Raw genomic sequence first — 16740 nt, 5'->3', positions numbered from 1 at the left:
CCTAACGACACCCGCCCCACGGAAGTGACGCCCACCAGTTCGCTCACCGGTCGTGACATCGCGCGGGCCGCGGCTCGTCCCCCGGCCGGGGGCGCCGGAACGGCGGCTCATGCACTCCGGTCGTCCGGGTCCTCCGCCGTGTCGGGGCGGACCTCGATGTGGTCCGCGGCCAGGTCGACCGCCACGCGGTGTTCCATGCCCAGTGCCTCCAGGAACTTGTGCGGGAGCTGCACGCGGCCGGTCCGGTCCAGCATCACGTACTCGCGCTCGCTCACCGACTCCGCGCCGTGCTCGTCCGTGACCGTGCGGCGCAGCACCTCGCTGCTGGTACGGCCGTCGCGGATCGCCACCGTACGGCGGACCTCGCCCGCCACGAGCGGGTCGTGCGTCACGATGACCACGGTGGCGCCGAGCTCCCGGTTGACGGTGCGGAACGCCTCGAAGATCGCCGCTCCCGTCTCGGAGTCGAGCTCGCCGGTGGGCTCGTCCGCCAGCAGGACCGCCGGGTCGTTGGCCATGGCCACGGCGATGGCCACCCGCTGCTGCTGGCCGCCGGAGAGTTCGGCGGGACGCCGGTGCGCGAGATCGGCGATCTCCAACGCCTCCAGGAGACGGGCGACCCGCTCTGCCTGCCGGCCCGCCGCGCCGCGCCCGCGCCGACCCCGCAACTGCATGGGCAGGGCGATGTTCTGAGCTGCCGTCAGGAACGGCAGGAGGTTGCGGGCGGTCTGCTGCCAGACGAAGCCCACCGCCTCGCGCCGGTAGCGCAGCCGGTCCTTCGCCCCCATCCCGAGCAGGTCGAAGCCCTCGACGGTGGCCGAACCGGCCGTGGGGACGTCCAGCCCGGCCAGGATGTTCAGCAGGGTGGACTTGCCGCTGCCGGACGCGCCGACCAGAGCGACCAGGTCACCCCGCTCCACGGTCAGTTCCAGGCCTTGCAGGGCCTGCACCTCGACCCCGTCGGCGCTGAAGATGCGGACCAGGCGGTCGCAGGCGATGGCGGTGTCGGCCCGCCGGGTGCGCGGTGCGGCGGCGGCCACGGCCTGCCGGCGCAGCTCTTCGTAGGTCGGCTGGTCGCTGTTCAACGCTGGTCTCCCGCTCTCAACTCGGTGGTGATCTGGCGCCGTCCGGATATCGCCGCCTCGGCGAGCACGGCCACGGTGACCAGGAAGGCCAGCCCCAGTGCCTGGGTCAGCACGGGCGGCGCCGTCAGGCCGAGCCCCGTGGGCACGGTCGAGCCGACCAGGGCGGACAGGTCCATGGCCGGCCCCAGCAGGGCGACGGCCGCGGCCGCGACGAGTGCCCCGCCGAGGGTGGCGGCCAGCGCCTGCGGCAGTGCCTCCGTCAGGATCAGCCGGATGCCGTCCCGGGGCCGCAGCCCCATCGTGCGCAACCGCGCCAGCAGCGCGGCGCGTTCGGGCGCCGCCCGTACCAGCGTGAGCAGTACGGCCAGCAGCGCGAAGCCCGCAGCCCCGGCCACGGAGGCCCAGAACAGCCGGACCGCCGACCGCTGGAGCGGGTCGCTGCCCAGCTCGGCGGCCGTGGCGGCGCTGGTGCGGACGGTGAACTGCCCGGCGGTCCCCGCCGGGGCGGTTGCCCGGACGGCCTCGCGCAGCCGGTCCCCGTCGACCTCCCCGGTCGCCAACCACCGGTCGGGGTGCCCGGTCCTGGGCAGCAGCGCGGTGGTCGGCCCGGCCGGCAGGACGACCACGGCGCCACCCGCCCCGGGCTTGGCCGGGGTCCCCTCGACCACGCCGACGGAGCCGATCTGCAGTTCGCCGCCGGCGCCGAGCGACAGCCGGTAGGTACCGGACGCCGCCAGCTTGGCCAGGTCGCTGCTGAACAGCGCCGGCACCGGGGCCTCGGTGGATCCGTCACCACCCTTGCCCGAGAGCAGGGCCGGGTCGAACTGCCCGCGTCCCACGGTCCTCGCCAGTTGCGCGTACGCCACCGGCTCGGCGACGACCACCGTGACCTGGGTGGAGCCCTGGACGGTGCCGAACACGAACGCCCGGTCGTCCGTCCACACCCCGACCGATGTCCGTACGCCGGGCAGGGCGGCGGTGGCCTCCGCCATCGCCGGGGGCAGGGCGTCCCCGTACGGCGCCGCGATCTGGACGTCGCCGCCGACGGCCAGGCGGGCCACCCGCAGCCGGCCGGTGTCCACCGAGTCCAGCACCGTGGCCCCGAACCCGCCCGTGGTGACGGCCAGCAGCAGGGCGATCAGCGGCAGCACCGAGGGGCGCGCCCGGCCGCCGGTGCCCCGGGCGGCGCGGGCCAGGCCGAGGAAGCCGACCAGGCCGGGACGCCGGCCGGCCGCCCGGGCCAGTGCCCCCACCAGGACGGGCTGGAGGCGGGCCAGCACCAGGCCGCCGCACAGCGCGAGCAGCAGCGGGGCGGCGACCAGCAGCGGATCCAGGCCGTCACCGGCCGGCGCCACGCCGCGCCGGCGGACCTCGAACACGGCCGCCGCGGTGGCGGCGACGACCAGCAGCTCGGCGACCAGCCTGCGCCGCGGCGCCGGCCCGCGGCGCCGCGCGGACAGCAGCACGGCGGCCCGTACCGGAAAGGCCAGCAGCGCCAGCAGGGTGACGGAGGCGGCCGCGAGGAGGGCGGCGGTCCACCGCGGGGTCGCCAGCAGCCACAGCGCGAGTACGGTCGCCGCCGCGGAGGCGGGCAGGACGGTCACGGCGCCCTCGCCGAGCAGCCGGCCGACGATGCCGCGCGGCGATCCGCCGCGGGCCAGCAGCAGCCGCAGCTCCGACTCCCGCCGGTCCCCGGTCAGGGCGGCGGCCAGGCAGAACACCACGGCCGCCACCCCGGCGACCCCCGCCGGGCCGATCGCGGCGAGCGGCGCGACCGCCTGCTGCCGGGCCTCGGCCTGCTTGAACAGGTCCGGCAGCCGGGAGGTGATCCGCAGGTCGCTCCGCTGCGTCGTACTGCGCAGGGCGGAGGCGGTCGGGCCGCCCACGTACGCGGCGACCTCCCGGGCGACGCCGGGCAGCAGGTCGGCGCGCAGCCGGCCGGTGTCCACCGGGAGCCGCCAGAAGTCCTCGGCGCCCTCGCCCCACGGCCCGAGCCGGTCGAGCCCGTCGGACCCGACGAGGGCGGCGGTCTGCCAGAACCGCTGCGGCGGAACGGTGGGGGTGTAGCTCTCGCAGGCACGGGTGAGACAGGGCAGCCCGGTCCAGAAGACGTCGGCCTCGTCGGTGGCCCGGTAGAGGCCGACCACCTCGGCGCTCATCGGGTCGGAGCTGTTCGCGACGGTCTCCAGCACGGTGCCGACCCGGACTCCCAGGGTCTGCGCGACCTGCTGGGACAGCGCGACCGGTACGCGCCCGTCGGGGGCGCCGCCGCTCGGCCAGCGTCCGTCCACCAGCTCGGCGTGCGCGGCTGCCTCCCGCAGGTACAGCAGGTCCAGCCGGGGCTGGACGCCGTCGGGGTGGGGCAGTTCGGGGTTGGCGAGGCTGCGCGCCTTGGCCGCCTGGGTGCCGTGGACCGTTCCGGAGGGGGCGATGGCGAAGCCGTCGCCGGTACGGGCGAGCAGTGCGTCCCGTACGGAGTCCAGGTTCTCGGGGGACTGCTTCCCGTACCGGGCGGTGGAGGTGGCGAGCAGGCTCGTCGCGGCGGGGCCGCGGTCGGCCAGGAACGAGCGCAGGGCCTGATCGGCGCCCCGGTCCAGGGCGCGCGGCAGGGCGGCCGCGAGCAGTACGGCGACGAAGGCGAGCGCCGCGGCGAGCAGGGCGCTCGACGGGGCCGACCGCAACCGGGTGCGCACCCACGGCGCGGGCCGGACCCCGGGCCGCGCCCCGGACGGGGCTGCGGACCGGGCTTCCGGCGGGCCGTCCGGTGCGCCGTCCTGCGCGCTGTCCGGGGTGTCTGCGGGCCTGGTCACAGCTCCTCCACGTGCCGCAGCCGGGCGGCCGCGTTCGAGACGTTCCGGTCGCGGCGGCCGCCGAGCACCGCCGACAGCAGCGGCACCGCCGCGATCGCGACGGTCAGCAGCAGCGTCGTGCCGTTCGGCAGGTCGACGATCACCTGCGGCACCGGGCGGCGCGCGGCGGGCGTCAGCACCACCAGCGGCACCACCAGATGGACGATCGCGGCGCCCAGCCCGACCCCGACGGCGCAGCCGAGCCCGACCAGCAGGCAGCTCTCGGCGGCCGCCGTCCGGGCCAGGGTGCGCCCGGGCGATCCGAGCGCCAGCAGGACCGCCGACTCCCGGGCCCGCTCCCGGGCGCCGGCCGCCGCGGAGGCCGCGAAGCCGATCGCCGCCAGCACCGCGCAGGCCGCGGCGAGGGCGGCCAGCGCACTCTGCGGGCCGGCGCTCAGCGGGTCGTCCAGCAGCCCGGCGGCGACCTCCTCGCGCAGTCGTACTTGCTGCACCCCGGCGCCGGACCGCAGTTCGGCGGCGGCACGGGCCGGCGCCGTGTCGGCGGCGGACTTCGCGGGCAGCCACCACTCGGTGGGAGCGGGCAGTTCGCGTGCGCCGCCCGCCGCCAACAGGCGCCCCACGGAGCCCAGATCGACGGCGAGCGCGGTGTCCCCGGCCACGGGGAGCGAGTCGATCGCGGCCGTGATCCGCACCGGCACCGATACGCCGCCCAGCGGTACGGGGACCAGGTCGCCGACGGCCGCGCCGACCCCGGCGAGGTAGGCGCGGGTGGCGATCCCCGGCACCTCGGCGGCGCTCTGTGCACCGGGCGGCGCCAGCGCCAGCTGAATCCCGGCCTTGGCCTCGTGGCCGCCCCGGTAGCGCAGCCGCAGCAGCTCCGAGCCGTCCCGGGCGCCCGGCAGCAGCTCCGCGGCGGCGGAGCCGTCGGTGAGCGCGGGTCCGGAAAGCGTCCACGCGCCCGCGCCCGCGCCGGTCGCGGCCGCCACCGGTTCAGCCCGGCCGGTCGCGGTCTCGGCGACGGCCAGCCGTCGTACGGCCAACTCCGCACCGGCTGCCGCCGCTTCACCCGTACCGAAGTCCGATCCCTCTTCGCCCGATCCGTACGAGACCGCGATCCCGGCCAGGGTCAGCGGAGCCGCGGCGGAACCGAGCGGGGCGCCGGTCAGCGCGCCGAGGTCCACCGAGGCGGTGGCCGCCCCGGTCGCGGGCAGCTGGACCATCGGCGTCCGGTAGGTCAGCCCGAACCGGTCGCGCACCAGCAGCCCGATGCCGGGGTGACCGCTGTCACCGCCGGACACCCGCAGTTCCACGTCGAGGTCGATGCGCTGCGGATTCCCGGGCAGGGCGATGCCGCCCGCGCCGGGGGAGGTCGGCGCCGACAGGGGCGCGAACAGTTCCCGCATCCCGCGCCCGTCGCGCAGGTCGGCGCGCAGCGGCACCCGTTCGGCCACCCCGGCCGCGTCGAGCGCGAGCACCTGCGCGGCCCGCCCGCCCGGCAGCTCCTGCGGCTTGCGGATCACCGGGATCACTCCTTCGCCGCCGGGCAGCGCCGCGTACCGGCCGGCCTGGCCCATCGAGGCGAGGTCGCTGCCGGAGATCCGCAGCCCCCCGGCGGTGGCGAACTCGGCCTGGTCGCGCTGGGAAGCGGACCAGGCCGCGTGCTGGCCGAGGGCCAGGACCCCGCTGGAGACGGCGAGTACGAGCAGCAGCACGGGCCCGGTGGCCCGCCCGGGCCGGCGGGCGAGCTGCCAGCCCACGAGCGCCGGGCCGAGCCCGCGGCCCCGGGCGGCGATCCGCCCGCCCAGCCGCGCGGCGAACGGCAGCAGCCGCAGCACCAGCAGCGTGCCCGCGCACAGGGCCAGCGTCGGCGCGGCCACCAGCACCGGGTCCACGCCGATCCGTCCGCCGTCGGCGGCCGGACCGGCCGTGAGCCCGTCCCCGCTCTGTCGGGACAGCTGCTGGTAGGCGAGGGCGGCGAGTGCCAGCAGCGCCAGGTCGGCGCCCGAGCGGGCGGCCCCGGCCACCAGGGCCTGGCGGCGTCCGCTGCGGCGAAGGGCCGCGGCCGCGACGCCGCGCAGTACGGCGGGCAGCGCGGCCAGCAGGACGCAGGCCAGGGCGCAGCCGGCCGCGACCGGCCACAGCAGCCAGGTCCCGGCGGTGTTGAACGGCACCCGCGCGAGCGGGCCGAACCCGCCGAGCAGGCGCAGCAGCGGCGGGGTGAGCAGGGGCGCGAGGACGGCGGCGGGCAGGGCGAGCAGCAGCGCCTCGGCCGCGCTGAGCGCGCCGAGGCGGCGGCGGGACGCACCGCGCGCGGCGAGCAGCACCCGCTCGCCCTCCTGGCGCTCCGTCAGGAGGTGTGCCACGAGCAGCAGGGCGGCCCCGGCCAGGACGGCGAGCTGTAGTGCGCCGATGAGCAGGGTCGACCGGGCGACCAGCTGGGCCGATGCCAATTCACCGAGGAACTCCGGCAGTTCGGTCTTGGCCTGGAGGGACTTGGTGCGTTTCAGCGCTTCGGCGGCCGCGGTCGTACGGTCGGCGATCGCCTCGGCGTCGGAGCTGTGGGTGGTGGCGAGGTCCGGGGTGAGGAGCGAGCCGCGGTTGTTCTGCACCAGCCCGCCCGCGGTGAAGGCCGTGTCGTCCACGAGCAGCGGGCCGTACGTGGTGAAACTGCCGACCTGGAGTTCGCGGCCGCCGAGCGGGTCGAGCCGCCAGTAGGGCGCGTCGGGGTCGGCCGCCCGGTACACCCCGGTGACCAGCACGGTCAGCGGGGCGCCGCCGTACCGGTCGTCGAGCCGCACCTCGGCGGGCAGCGCCTCGGGGCTCAGCCCGAGCCGGGTCAGCGCCGTCCGGGGTACGGCCACCGGTATCCGGCCGCCGGGCGCGCCGACCGGCTCGGGCCACTGGCCGGCGAGCAGGCGTACGTTCTGGCGGCCGAAGGCGGCGAGCAGGGTCAGGTCGGCGTCCCGGCCGGGGGTGCGCGCGCCGGGGAGCCCGTACGAACGGCTGCGCGCCACGCTCTCGACGGCGACGGGCAGCCGGCCGAACAGCTCGTCGGCGAAGGCCCGTACGGCCTCGTCGTCGTTGCCGCGGTCGGCCGCGGCGTGCTCGCCGGTGACCAGGACGGTGGTCCGGGCCCGGTCCGGACCCTGCAGGGCCTGGCGCAGCCCGGCCTCGCCCACGCCGCGGGTGAACGCGGACAGTGCGGTCAGCACGGTCGTGGTGATCAGTACGGTCAGCAGCACGGCGGCGGCGAGCGGCACTCGCCCGCGCAGCCGACGCACGACGAAGCCGAGCATGTGCCGTTTTCCTCCCCCATCCGGACCGTTGGCACCGGATAGCGGACGATGCTGTCAGATTCGAATGCGCGACGGAAGGGGCTTGCGCGAAGGGTGGGGCGGATGAACAAAATTCGAAACGAAGCGATTGAGGGCGATTGAGGCGATTGCGTTGACCGCATCGGCGATCGCCGGCCGATTCCAGGGGGAGTCCACACCATGACGCAGAACCAGGTCGACACGGCGGCGACGCCCATGGTCGTGGCCGAAGGCCTCCACCGCAGTTTCGGCAGCGGCGAGCGTGAGGTGCACGCCCTGCGCGGGGTGTCCTTCGAGGTCGAACGCGGCCGGCTCACCGCCCTCAAGGGCCGCTCCGGCTCCGGCAAGACGACCCTGCTGAACCTGGTCGGCGGCCTCGACACCCCGACCGGCGGCAGCGTCGTACTCGACGGCACCGACCTCGCCGGGCTGGACGAACAGGGGCTGCTCGCGCTGCGCCGCGACCGGATCGGCTTCGTGTTCCAGTCCTTCGGGCTGCTCCCCGTCCTGACCGCGGTCGAGAACGTCGGCGTCCCGATGCGGATGCGGAAGATCCCGGCGAAGCAGCGCGAGGAGCGCGCCCGCACCCTCCTCGCGCTGGTCGGACTCGCCGACCACGCCGAGCAGCGGCCCGGCGAGCTCTCCGGCGGCCAGCAGCAGCGGGTCGCCGTGGCCCGCGCCCTGGCCAACGAGCCGGCCCTGATCATCGCCGACGAACCCACCGGCCAGCTCGACTCCGAGACGGGCCGCTCGATCATGCAGCTGCTGCGCGCGGTGGTCCGCAGCGAGGGAGTCACGGCCCTGGTCGCCACCCACGACCCGGCCCTGATCGAACTCGCGGACCGCGTGGTGGAGCTGCGCGACGGCCGGATCGTCGAGGACTCAGACGCCTGACCGGCCCGCCACCCGCGGACCGTCCGCGAAGTCGGCGAGGAGGTGGGGGGTCATCGGGTCGGGGGTCATCGGGTCGCCGCCTTGGCCAGGGCCGCGGTCAGGGCTTCGGTGTGCGGGTGGGGGCGGCGGCGGTGGGGGGTGACCACGCCGATGTGCCGGGCGGGGCGCGGCGGTTCGACCCGGACGAGGGTGACCGAGGTCTCCGGGGCCAGCGAGACGTGCGGGATCAGCGCGACGCCGACGCCCGCGGCGACCAGGGTCTGCGCGAAGAAGTAGTCGGTGGTGGAGGCCGCCACCCGCAGGTCGAAGCCCGCGAGCCCCGCGTACCGGCGCAGATAGGCCTCCGTCTTCAGGCAGCCCAACACCCAGCGGTCGGCGCCGAGTTCGGCCAGGGCGAGCGAGTCCCGGCCGGCGAGCCGGTGCTCGTGCGGCAGGGCCAGCCACAGCGGGTCGTCCATCAGCGGTGTCCAGTCCAGCCCGCCCCGCAGGGGCGGCGGACCGTCGAAGTGGTAGGCCAGGGCGAGGTCGGCCTCGCCCCCGCGCACCATGGGCACCGCGGCCTCCGGTTCGGCCTCCCGTACGGTCAGCTCCACCTCGGGGTGCGCGGCCACGAACTCGGCCAGCGCCGCGGGCAGCAGCCACCGGCCGCCGCTGGTGAACGTGGCCACCGTCAGCCGGGGCCGGTGCGCCGTCAGCCGGTCGATCTCGTGGCGGACCTGGTCCAGCTCGGCGGAGATCGTCTCCGCCGCCTCCACCAGCAGCCGCCCCGGCTCGGTCAGGGTGACCCCGCGGGTGCTGCGCACCGCCACCGGGTGGCCCAGGCTCCGCTCCAGCGAGGCGATGTGCTGCGAGACGGCGGAAGGGGTCAGCAGCAGGGCCCGGGCCGCCTTGTTGAAGCTGCCGTGCTCGGAGACGGCCCGCAGGATCCGCAGTCGCTGCACATCGATCATCGGTTTTCCTTCGTACCCGTTCAGCGAGTGATCGGTTCTGCCGGGGACGATACAGCGGCACAGTCGAACCCATGCAGAGGATTCTCGTGATCGGCGGAAGCCGGTACCTCGGAAAGCACCTGGTCAGCCTCCTGCGCGACGCGGGTGACGAGGTCACCGTCCTCAACCGCGGCTGCGCCGCCAAGCGGCCGCCGCGCTCGCGCTCTGAGCCGTCAGCCCTCGCCCGTACGGCGCTCCAGGGGAGTGGCTACCGCCGAGTTGCTCACACTGAACGTGACGCTGCCGGCGCGGTAGCGGTCATCGGTCCACTCGATCGGACGACCCGTCGCGGTGGCCGATACATGCCGCTGGCGCAGCAGAGGGCTCCCGCGCCGGATCTCCAGCAGCCGCGCGTCCTCGCTGCCGGCCGGCAGGGCGTCGATGAGGTGCTCGCCGTAGTGGGCGACGATTCCGGAGCCGTTCGCGAGGCTGTCCATCACCGAGCGGACTTCGTCCGGCAGCGCCTCGACCGCGGCCGCGACCCAGTCGGCGTACGCGGTCCGCTCCACCATGGTGGGCTCCCCGTCGAGCAGCCGCAGCCGTACCACGGCCAGGATCACGGTGTCCGGCGCGAGTGCGAGCCGCTCCGCCTCCTCGGCGGTGGCCGGCCGGCGGACCCGGGCCAGGAAGCGGCTGGTGACCTCCTGGCCGAGCCCCTCGGCCCACTGGGCGAAGCTGTTCAGCTCGCCGAAGCTGTGCCGCCGCTCGTGGCGCAGAACGATCCTCCGGGCGCCCTGCCGGGAGCCGATCAGCCCCTCCGCGGCGAGCGTGGCCACCGCCTGGCGGACGGTTCCGCGCGAGGCGGACCAGCGGGCGGCCAGATCGCTCTCCGAGGGCAGCTGGGCGCCCACCGCGTACTCGCCGGAGAGGATCGCCGTGCGCAGCGCGTCGGCGATCTCCAGATACCGGATCGTGCCCATTGCGTACTCCGCCCCCCATCTGTCGACCTCGCGTCGACCGTATCCCGCGTCTGTCGACGGTCCCGCCAACCTAGGCGTTGAAGATCATTGGATGCTCCCTGTCACGGCTTCTTTCGGTCATTCTCGTCTCTTCGTCGAGCCGTGCCCCGCGGTCCAGCCCCCGTTCATCTTCCGTATAGCGAGGCCGGGCGAACTGGAGCCAACTTGTTCAGACAAGTCGACCCCCGTCAGGAACCCGTCTCCGGGAGAGACCGTGCTCAGTTCCTCCGCTCGCCGTGGTGCAGCCGTACTGCTCAGCGCCGCCGTCCTCACGACGCTCAGCGCGTGTGGCGCCGCTCCGGACAAGGCCGCCGGTACCACCGGTGACGGCAAGTCCAAGGTCCAGCCGGGCGCCGCCACCTCGGCGGCCGACCTCGGCGGCATGGACGCCCTCGTCGCGGCCGCCCAGAAGGAAGGCAAGCTCAACGTCATCGCGCTGCCGCCGGACTGGGCGAACTACGGCGAGATCATCAAGGCCTTCGAGGCCAAGTACAAGATCAAGGTCAGCAGCGAGAACCCGGACGCCTCCAGCGCCGACGAGATCGCCGCCGTGAAGTCCCGCAAGGGCCAGGACCGCGCCCCCGACGTCATGGACCTCGGCATCGCCTTCGCGCGCAGCGGCGCCGGCGAGAACCTGTTCGCCCCGTACAAGGTCACCGCCTGGGACAAGATCCCGGCCGGCCAGAAGGACGCCGACGCCCGCTGGTACAACGACTACGGCGGCTACGTCTCCATCGGCTGCGACGCGGCCAGGATCCCGAACTGCCCGACCACCTTCGCGGACCTGCTGAAGCCCGAGTACAAGGGCAAGGTCGCCCTCAACGGCAACCCGACCAAGTCCGGCTCCGCCTTCGGCGGCGTCTACGCGGCCGCCCTCGCCAACAAGGGCTCCTTCGCCGACATCCAGCCCGGCATCGACTTCTTCGGCCGGCTGCGCAAGAGCGGCAACTTCATCCCGGTCGAGTCCACCCCGGCCACCGTCGAGAAGGGCGAGACGCCCATCTCCATCGACTGGGACTACCTGAACGCCGGCTACGCCGAGCAGTTCAAGGGCAAGGGCGTCGACTGGAAGGTCGCCGTCCCCACCGACGGCGTCTACGCCCAGTACTACTCCCAGGCCGTCAACAAGGAGGCCCCGAACCCGGCGGCCGCCCGCCTGTGGATGGAGTTCCTGTACAGCGCCGAGGGCCAGAACCTCTACCTCAAGGGCCACGCCCGCGCGGTCCTGCTCCCGGTCATGACCCAGGACGGCACCGTCGACAAGGACGCCGCCGCCAAGCTCCCGCAGATCCAGGGCACCCCGGCCTTCCCCGCCTCCGCGGAGCTGGACAAGGCCAAGGCCACCCTCGCCGAGAAGTGGGACAAGGCCCTCTCCTGATGTCCCCCTCCACCCCCACCTCCCACCCGGAGGGGACCGCCGGCGGCAACACCACCAGCCGCCGCCGGCGGCGCGGCCCGCGCACCTGGCTGGCCGCCCTCCCGCTCCTCGCCTTCACCGGGCTCTGCTTCGGCATCCCGCTCGGCGCCATCGCGTTCGGCGCGATCACCCGCACCGACCCGTCGACCGGCGCCACCCGGCTGACCGGCGAGCACCTCTCGCGCTCGCTCCAGGGCCCGTACCTCGACTCGCTCATCGGCAGCGTCCAGCTCTCCGCCCTCACCGCCCTCATCGGCGGCGTGCTCGGGGTCCTGATCGCGCAGGCCGTGGTCACCTCCCGGTCGCAGGCCCTGCGCAGCGCCGCGCTGACCGCATCCGGCGTCCTCGCCAACTTCGGCGGCGTGCCGCTCGCGTTCGCCTTCATCGCCACCGTCGGCATCTCCGGGGTCGTCACCCAGCTCGCCGATCTCACCGGATTCGGCTGGAACCTGTACTCCTTCACCGGCCTGACCGTGGTCTACCTGTACTTCCTGATCCCGCTCATGGTGCTCGTGATCGCCCCGGCGCTGGACGGACTGCGCCCGCAGTGGCGCGAGGCCGCCCAGAACAACGGGGCCACCGGATGGCAGTTCTGGCGCCACGTCGGACTGCCGGTCCTGGCGCCCTCCCTGCTCGGCGGGTTCGTGCTGCTCTTCGGCACCGCCTTCGCCGCGCACGCCACGGCCGCGGCCCTGGTCGGCGGCTCCGTACCGCTGGTCACGCTCAAGATCGCCGACGCGCTGTCCGGCAACGTGCTGACCGGACAGGAGAACGTGGCGCTCGCCCTCGGCCTCGACATGATCCTGATCGCCGGCCTCGTCATGGCGGTCTACCTGCCCCTCCAGCGACGGAGCGCCCGATGGCTGCGATGACCCCGACGCCCGCACCGACCGCCCCGGACACCGGGGACAGCGCCCCGGACAGCGGGGTGGCGCCGGCCGGCATCACGGCGCAGGCCCGCGCCCCGCGCCGCCGCCCCCGTCCCCGGGTCTGGCGCGGAGCCGTACTCCTGCTGGCCGGCGCGTACTTCCTCGCCCCGCTCCTGGCCTCCTTCGTCTTCACCGTGCACGTGCCCGGCCAGGGCATCAGCTTCGAGGCGTACACCCAGCTCCTCGCAGCCGACGGGTTCACCGAGAGCATGCTGCTCTCCCTCGGCCTGGCCGCCGCCACCATCGCGACCTCGCTGCTGCTCGCCGTGCCCGCGCTGGTCGCCGTACGCCTCGGCTCACCGCGGCTGCGCCCGGTCGTGGAGGTGATGTGCATGCTGCCGCTGGTGGTCCCGCCGATCGCGCTGGTCACCGGTATCACCACCGTGCTGCGCTGGGGCCCCGAGCACCTGTCGCGGACCCCGCTCTACCAGACCTTCCTGGCCGTGCAGAACGAGCAGTTCCCCGTCGTCCTGGTCCTCGCCTACACCGTGCTGGCGCTGCCGTTCGTCTACCGCTCGCTCGACGCGGGCCTGCGCGCCATCGACGTGCCGACGCTGGTCGAGGCCGCCCGCAGCTGCGGCGCGAGCTGGCCGTACGTGGTCCTGCGCGTGCTCCTGCCCAACCTGCGGGCCTCGCTGGCCGGAGCCGCCTTCCTCACCCTGGCGCTGGTCCTCGGCGAGTTCACCATCGCCTCCCTGCTGGGCTTCAGGCCCTTCGCCGTGTGGATCGTCACGATCTCCGGTGCCCACGCCCGGATGTCGGTCGCCGTCTCCATCCTCAGCCTCCTCATCACCTGGCTGCTGCTGCTCGTCCTCTCGCGGGCCGGGACCAACCCCGCCACGGTGTCCTCCGCCCCCAGCACGTCCCCCACCTCCCGCAAGGAGTCCTGACCTCCATGTCCACCACCCTTCCCGCGGCCAGGAAGCCCGAGGGCTCCGATGACCGCGCGGACTCCGCGCCGGGCGCGCGCATCGAATTCCGAGGCCTGCGGCGGGCGTTCGGCTCGACCGTCGCCCTCGACGGGCTCGACCTGACCATCGAGCCGGGCGAACTCGTCGCCCTGCTCGGCCCGTCGGGCTGCGGAAAGACCACCGCGCTGCGCGTGGTCGCGGGCTTCGAGCAGCCCGACTCCGGTGATGTCCTGGTCGACGGCCAGGACATCACCCGCGTACCGGCCAACCGGCGCGACGCCGGGATGGTCTTCCAGTCGTACAGCCTCTTCCCGAACCTCAGCGCCCGCGACAACGTGGCCTTCGGCCTGCGCGTACGCAAGGTCGGCGCGGCCCAGCGCCGCGAGCGCTCCGCCGAACTCCTCGACCTGGTCGGCCTGCCGGAGCACGGCGACCGCTACCCGCACCAGATGTCCGGCGGCCAGCAGCAGCGCGTGGCCCTCGCCCGCGCCCTGGCGCTGCGCCCCCGCGTCCTGCTGCTCGACGAGCCGCTCTCCGCGCTCGACGCCAAGGTCCGGGCCAACTTGCGCGACGAGATCCGCCGGCTCCAGCTCTCCCTCGGCATCACCACCGTGTTCGTCACGCACGACCAGGAGGAGGCGCTGTCGATGGCCGACCGGGTCGCCGTCCTGAACGCCGGCCGCCTGGAGCAGTGCGCGGCCCCCGCCGAGCTGTACGAGCGCCCCGCGACGCCGTTCGTCGCCGAGTTCGTCGGCACCATGAACCGGCTGCCCGGCCGGCTCACCGACTCCGGCCTGGTGGAGGTGGCCGGCACCCGGCTGCCCGTCGACGGCCCGGTCCCGACGGCGACCCGGGAGGTGGAGGTGCTGGTCCGGCCCGAGAACGTCATCGCGACCGCCGACCCCGAGGGCACGGCCACCGTGGTCTCCGCGTCCTTCTTCGGCGCGGTGACCCGGCTCCACCTCGACCTGCCCGGAGGCACCTCCGTCAAGGCGGACCTGCCCTCGCGGGACGCGGGCGAGCTGGCGCCGGGTGCGCGGGCCGCCGTCGGCCTGGCCGAACGCCCGGTCCTCGTCGTGGCCCGGTCCGCGTGAGCGGCCTCGCGGCCGTCCTGTTCGACATGGACGGCACCCTGGTCGACACCGAAGTGCTGTGGTGGCGTTCCACCGAGCAGGTCGCGCAGGGCCTCGGCCACGAACTCACCGACGCGGACGCCCCCGAGGTCGTCGGGCGCGCCGTCGAGGACACCGCCGCCCACCTCGTACGGGTCTCGGGAGGGGGAGACCCGTCCGAGGTGGCGCGGGCCCTGACCGCGGACTTCTTCGGCCGGGTGGAGGCCGGGGCGCCGATGCGGCCCGGCGCCCAGCGGCTGCTGACCGCGCTCGAAGCGCAGGGCGTGCCCTTCGCCCTCGTCAGCGCCTCGCCGCGGCTGGTCGTCGACTCGGTCGTCGGCGGTTCGCTGGCCCATGTCCCGTTCGCGTTCACGCTGTCCGCCGACGACACGGACCGGACCAAGCCGCATCCGGACCCGTACCGGAGCGCCGCCGAGCGGCTCGGCGCCGACGTACGGGACTGCGTGGCGGTGGAGGACTCGCCGGACGGCGCGGCCTCCGCGGAGGCCGCCGGCTGCCGGGTACTGGTGGTGCCGTCGCTGCTGGACGTGCCGGCCTCTCCCGTACGCACCTTCGCGCGGTCCCTGGAGGACGTCACTCCGCAGCTGCTGCGGAGCTGCCTCGGCGCCGCCGCGGGCGTCCCGCCTCAGGAGCCCAGGCCGAGCAACTCCACGACGCCGTCCACATAGGCCGCCGACACGGAGCCCGGAGCGGCGGCCGCCGCGTGGCGCAGCGAGGGCAGACCGGCGCGGACGAACGCCGCGCACTGCCCGTACAGCCCGGCCTCGTGCGAGGACCCGTCGTCCTCGGTGCCGAGCAGGGACAGCAGGGTCCACAGCAGCGCCTCGCGGGTGGTCAGCCGCGGCGGGCCCGCCGACCAGACGGCCATCAGCACCCCGCACACCGCGGGAGCGGGCGGGTGCAGGCGGCCGGACAGGAAGGCGTGGCCCTCCAGCGCGCGGAAGGCGGCCGGATGTCCCTCGGCCGCCGCCCACAGCGTGTCCACGAGATGCCCCGCGCCGCGGCCGCAGCCACAGGTGACCGCCTCCCAGTGGTGCCGGCCGATCTCCGCCCCCACCGCGTCGGGCACCAGGGGGCTGCTGCGCGGCGTGCCGTCCGTCCCTCTCATGCGAGCAGTATGGGGATCGGGAACCGCCCTGACCAGGGGGTTCCACCAGTCGGAACGTTCCTGTGACCGCCCGGCCGGAACCGGATCACTGAGGTCTTCGTCTGAGACCCCGTGTGGATGAAACGAAGAATTGCCGCCCTGCTGCTGGCCCTGCTCGCGACGCAGCTGGGATCCCTGATCAGCCCGGCGTACGCATGCGGCTGCGGGGCGATGATCCCCGAGGGCTACGCCCGGATCGGCGTCGAACGCGAGACCTCCGTCGTGCGATTCGACGGCCGTACGGAACAGATCGTGATGCGGTTCGTCGTCCGCGGGGACGCCCCGCGGGCAGCCTGGATCATGCCGGTGCCGGGACGGGCGACGGTGGAGCTGGGCGACGGGGAGATGTTCCGCCAGCTGACCTGGCTGACCCGCCCCGAGTACAAGACCCGCGGCTACTTCTGGCCGCGCGACCAGGACTGGCCGTTCTCCTCCACCAATGGCGACTCCGTGGGAGCCCCGCTCCCCGGCGCGGGCGTTCCCGCGGTCGGCGTCGTCGGCCGCGAGCAGCTCGGCGACTTCGACGTCGCGCGCCTGACCGCGACCGACCCCGACGCGCTGCGCAACTGGCTGGAGGCCAACGGCTTCAAGCTGCCCGACGGGCTCGCCGCCGAACTGAAGCCGTACGTCGACCAGAAGTGGGAGTACGTCGCCGTACGCCTCGCCCCCCGCCAACAGGGCAAGACCCTCACGGGCACCCTCGACCCGCTGAAGATCCGCTTCGCCAGCGACCGGCTGGTCTACCCGATGCGGCTGTCCCGGCTGGCCAAGACCCCGCAGTCGCTCGGCCTGTACATCCTGGCCGACCACCGGATGGAGCCCGCCTCCGCGATCGGCGGCGCCGAGCCGAAGGTCACCTTCGCCGGCGAGGTCACCCCGGAGGGCGGCCTCGCCGCGCTGACCGGCGGCAAACCGGCGTTCCTGACGGCGATCGACCAGGAGTTCCCGGAGCCGGGCCGCATCGACGGGGACCACGAACTGCGCGCCACGGCCGCCGACACCCCGTACCGCAAGGTGATCTACCAAGGAGAACTGATCACCGTCGGCGGGATCCCGGCCTGGCTGCTGACCGTCGCGGCCGTCCTCGTCGCGCTCGCGGCGGCCGCGTTCACCCTCCGCCGCCGCAGGTCCCGTACCGCGAGGGCCTGACGC

At 74.7% G+C, this 16740-nt stretch carries 13 protein-coding genes; 7 read left to right on the top strand and 6 right to left on the bottom strand.

Annotated elements, in window-relative coordinates; genetic code table 11:
* Positions 1-107: 107 nt before the first annotated feature.
* The 3 genes from ACIQU4_RS21470 to ACIQU4_RS21460 are packed head-to-tail and all read right to left on the bottom strand — an operon-like array spanning position 108 to position 7191.
* A complete protein-coding gene (locus ACIQU4_RS21470) occupies positions 108-1085 on the bottom strand; it encodes an ABC transporter ATP-binding protein (RefSeq protein WP_403732923.1) in 978 nt (325 codons plus the stop codon).
* Positions 1082-3895, bottom strand: a complete 2814-nt coding sequence (locus tag ACIQU4_RS21465) for an FtsX-like permease family protein (RefSeq protein ID WP_403732920.1) — start codon at positions 3893-3895, stop codon at positions 1082-1084. The genes ACIQU4_RS21470 and ACIQU4_RS21465 overlap by 4 nt, the downstream gene beginning before the upstream one ends.
* Positions 3892-7191: an FtsX-like permease family protein gene (locus ACIQU4_RS21460; protein ID WP_403732917.1), complete on the bottom strand. Its 3300-nt coding sequence runs from the start codon at positions 7189-7191 to the stop codon at positions 3892-3894. The genes ACIQU4_RS21465 and ACIQU4_RS21460 overlap by 4 nt, the downstream gene beginning before the upstream one ends.
* Before the next feature lie 198 nt (positions 7192-7389).
* Here ACIQU4_RS21460 and ACIQU4_RS21455 point away from each other — a divergent pair, with 198 nt between their 5' ends.
* Entirely contained in the window at positions 7390-8103 is a 714-nt protein-coding gene (locus ACIQU4_RS21455) for an ABC transporter ATP-binding protein (protein WP_387289099.1), read from the top strand.
* A gap of 65 nt (positions 8104-8168) precedes the next feature.
* On the opposite strand, the gene ACIQU4_RS21450 is transcribed toward ACIQU4_RS21455, so the two are convergent.
* Positions 8169-9053, bottom strand: coding sequence for a LysR family transcriptional regulator (locus ACIQU4_RS21450; RefSeq protein ID WP_403732912.1), 885 nt, complete (start codon positions 9051-9053; stop codon positions 8169-8171).
* 212 nt (positions 9054-9265) lie between these two features.
* On the bottom strand, positions 9266-10012 hold the full coding sequence (locus tag ACIQU4_RS21445) for a GntR family transcriptional regulator (protein ID WP_403732908.1): 747 nt from the start codon (positions 10010-10012) through the stop codon (positions 9266-9268).
* 253 nt (positions 10013-10265) lie between these two features.
* Between ACIQU4_RS21445 and ACIQU4_RS21440 the strand changes: the two genes are divergently transcribed.
* Genes ACIQU4_RS21440 through ACIQU4_RS21420 form a run of 5 tightly spaced genes read left to right on the top strand, consistent with a single transcriptional unit; the run spans position 10266 to position 15109 of the window.
* Positions 10266-11429: an ABC transporter substrate-binding protein gene (locus ACIQU4_RS21440; RefSeq protein ID WP_403732905.1), complete on the top strand. Its 1164-nt coding sequence runs from the start codon at positions 10266-10268 to the stop codon at positions 11427-11429.
* On the top strand, positions 11429-12340 hold the full coding sequence (locus ACIQU4_RS21435; protein ID WP_403732903.1) for an ABC transporter permease: 912 nt from the start codon (positions 11429-11431) through the stop codon (positions 12338-12340). Before ACIQU4_RS21440 ends, ACIQU4_RS21435 begins: the two co-directional genes overlap by 1 nt.
* Positions 12328-13287, top strand: coding sequence for an ABC transporter permease (locus ACIQU4_RS21430; protein WP_403732900.1), 960 nt, complete (start codon positions 12328-12330; stop codon positions 13285-13287). The genes ACIQU4_RS21435 and ACIQU4_RS21430 overlap by 13 nt, the downstream gene beginning before the upstream one ends.
* Positions 13288-13292: 5 nt before the next feature.
* On the top strand, positions 13293-14402 hold the full coding sequence (locus ACIQU4_RS21425; protein WP_403732898.1) for an ABC transporter ATP-binding protein: 1110 nt from the start codon (positions 13293-13295) through the stop codon (positions 14400-14402).
* Positions 14399-15109 carry an HAD family hydrolase gene (locus ACIQU4_RS21420; RefSeq protein WP_403732895.1) on the top strand — a complete coding sequence of 237 codons (711 nt, stop codon included), beginning with the start codon at positions 14399-14401 and terminating at the stop codon, positions 15107-15109. The genes ACIQU4_RS21425 and ACIQU4_RS21420 overlap by 4 nt, the downstream gene beginning before the upstream one ends.
* Here the strand turns inward: ACIQU4_RS21420 and ACIQU4_RS21415 are convergent.
* The gene (locus ACIQU4_RS21415; protein WP_403732892.1) at positions 15067-15549 is read right to left on the bottom strand and encodes a hypothetical protein; all 483 of its coding nucleotides are present in this window, start codon (positions 15547-15549) and stop codon (positions 15067-15069) included. The two genes, ACIQU4_RS21420 and ACIQU4_RS21415, sit on opposite strands and share 43 nt — an antisense overlap.
* Positions 15550-15666: 117 nt before the next feature.
* Here ACIQU4_RS21415 and ACIQU4_RS21410 point away from each other — a divergent pair, with 117 nt between their 5' ends.
* Positions 15667-16737, top strand: a complete 1071-nt coding sequence (locus ACIQU4_RS21410; protein ID WP_403732889.1) for a DUF2330 domain-containing protein — start codon at positions 15667-15669, stop codon at positions 16735-16737.
* Positions 16738-16740: the final 3 nt, after the last annotated feature.

The sequence above is a fragment of the Streptomyces sp. NPDC090741 genome, from assembly GCF_044769045.1.
In the GTDB taxonomy this organism is placed as follows: Bacteria; Actinomycetota; Actinomycetes; order Streptomycetales; family Streptomycetaceae; genus Streptomyces.
The sequence above is the reverse complement of the archived record's forward strand: the minus strand, read 5'-3'. Positions and strand labels throughout refer to the sequence as shown.

Coding starts and splice junctions, on each gene's coding strand:
- ACIQU4_RS21455 (WP_387289099.1), top strand. CDS start 7,390: ATGACGCAGAACCAGGTCGACACGGCGGCGACGCCCATGGTCGTGGCC.
- ACIQU4_RS21430 (WP_403732900.1), top strand. CDS start 12,328: ATGGCTGCGATGACCCCGACGCCCGCACCGACCGCCCCGGACACCGGG.
- ACIQU4_RS21415 (WP_403732892.1), bottom strand. CDS start 15,549: ATGAGAGGGACGGACGGCACGCCGCGCAGCAGCCCCCTGGTGCCCGAC.
- ACIQU4_RS21445 (WP_403732908.1), bottom strand. CDS start 10,012: ATGGGCACGATCCGGTATCTGGAGATCGCCGACGCGCTGCGCACGGCG.
- ACIQU4_RS21410 (WP_403732889.1), top strand. CDS start 15,667: ATGAAACGAAGAATTGCCGCCCTGCTGCTGGCCCTGCTCGCGACGCAG.
- ACIQU4_RS21435 (WP_403732903.1), top strand. CDS start 11,429: ATGTCCCCCTCCACCCCCACCTCCCACCCGGAGGGGACCGCCGGCGGC.
- ACIQU4_RS21425 (WP_403732898.1), top strand. CDS start 13,293: ATGTCCACCACCCTTCCCGCGGCCAGGAAGCCCGAGGGCTCCGATGAC.
- ACIQU4_RS21450 (WP_403732912.1), bottom strand. CDS start 9,053: ATGATCGATGTGCAGCGACTGCGGATCCTGCGGGCCGTCTCCGAGCAC.
- ACIQU4_RS21460 (WP_403732917.1), bottom strand. CDS start 7,191: ATGCTCGGCTTCGTCGTGCGTCGGCTGCGCGGGCGAGTGCCGCTCGCC.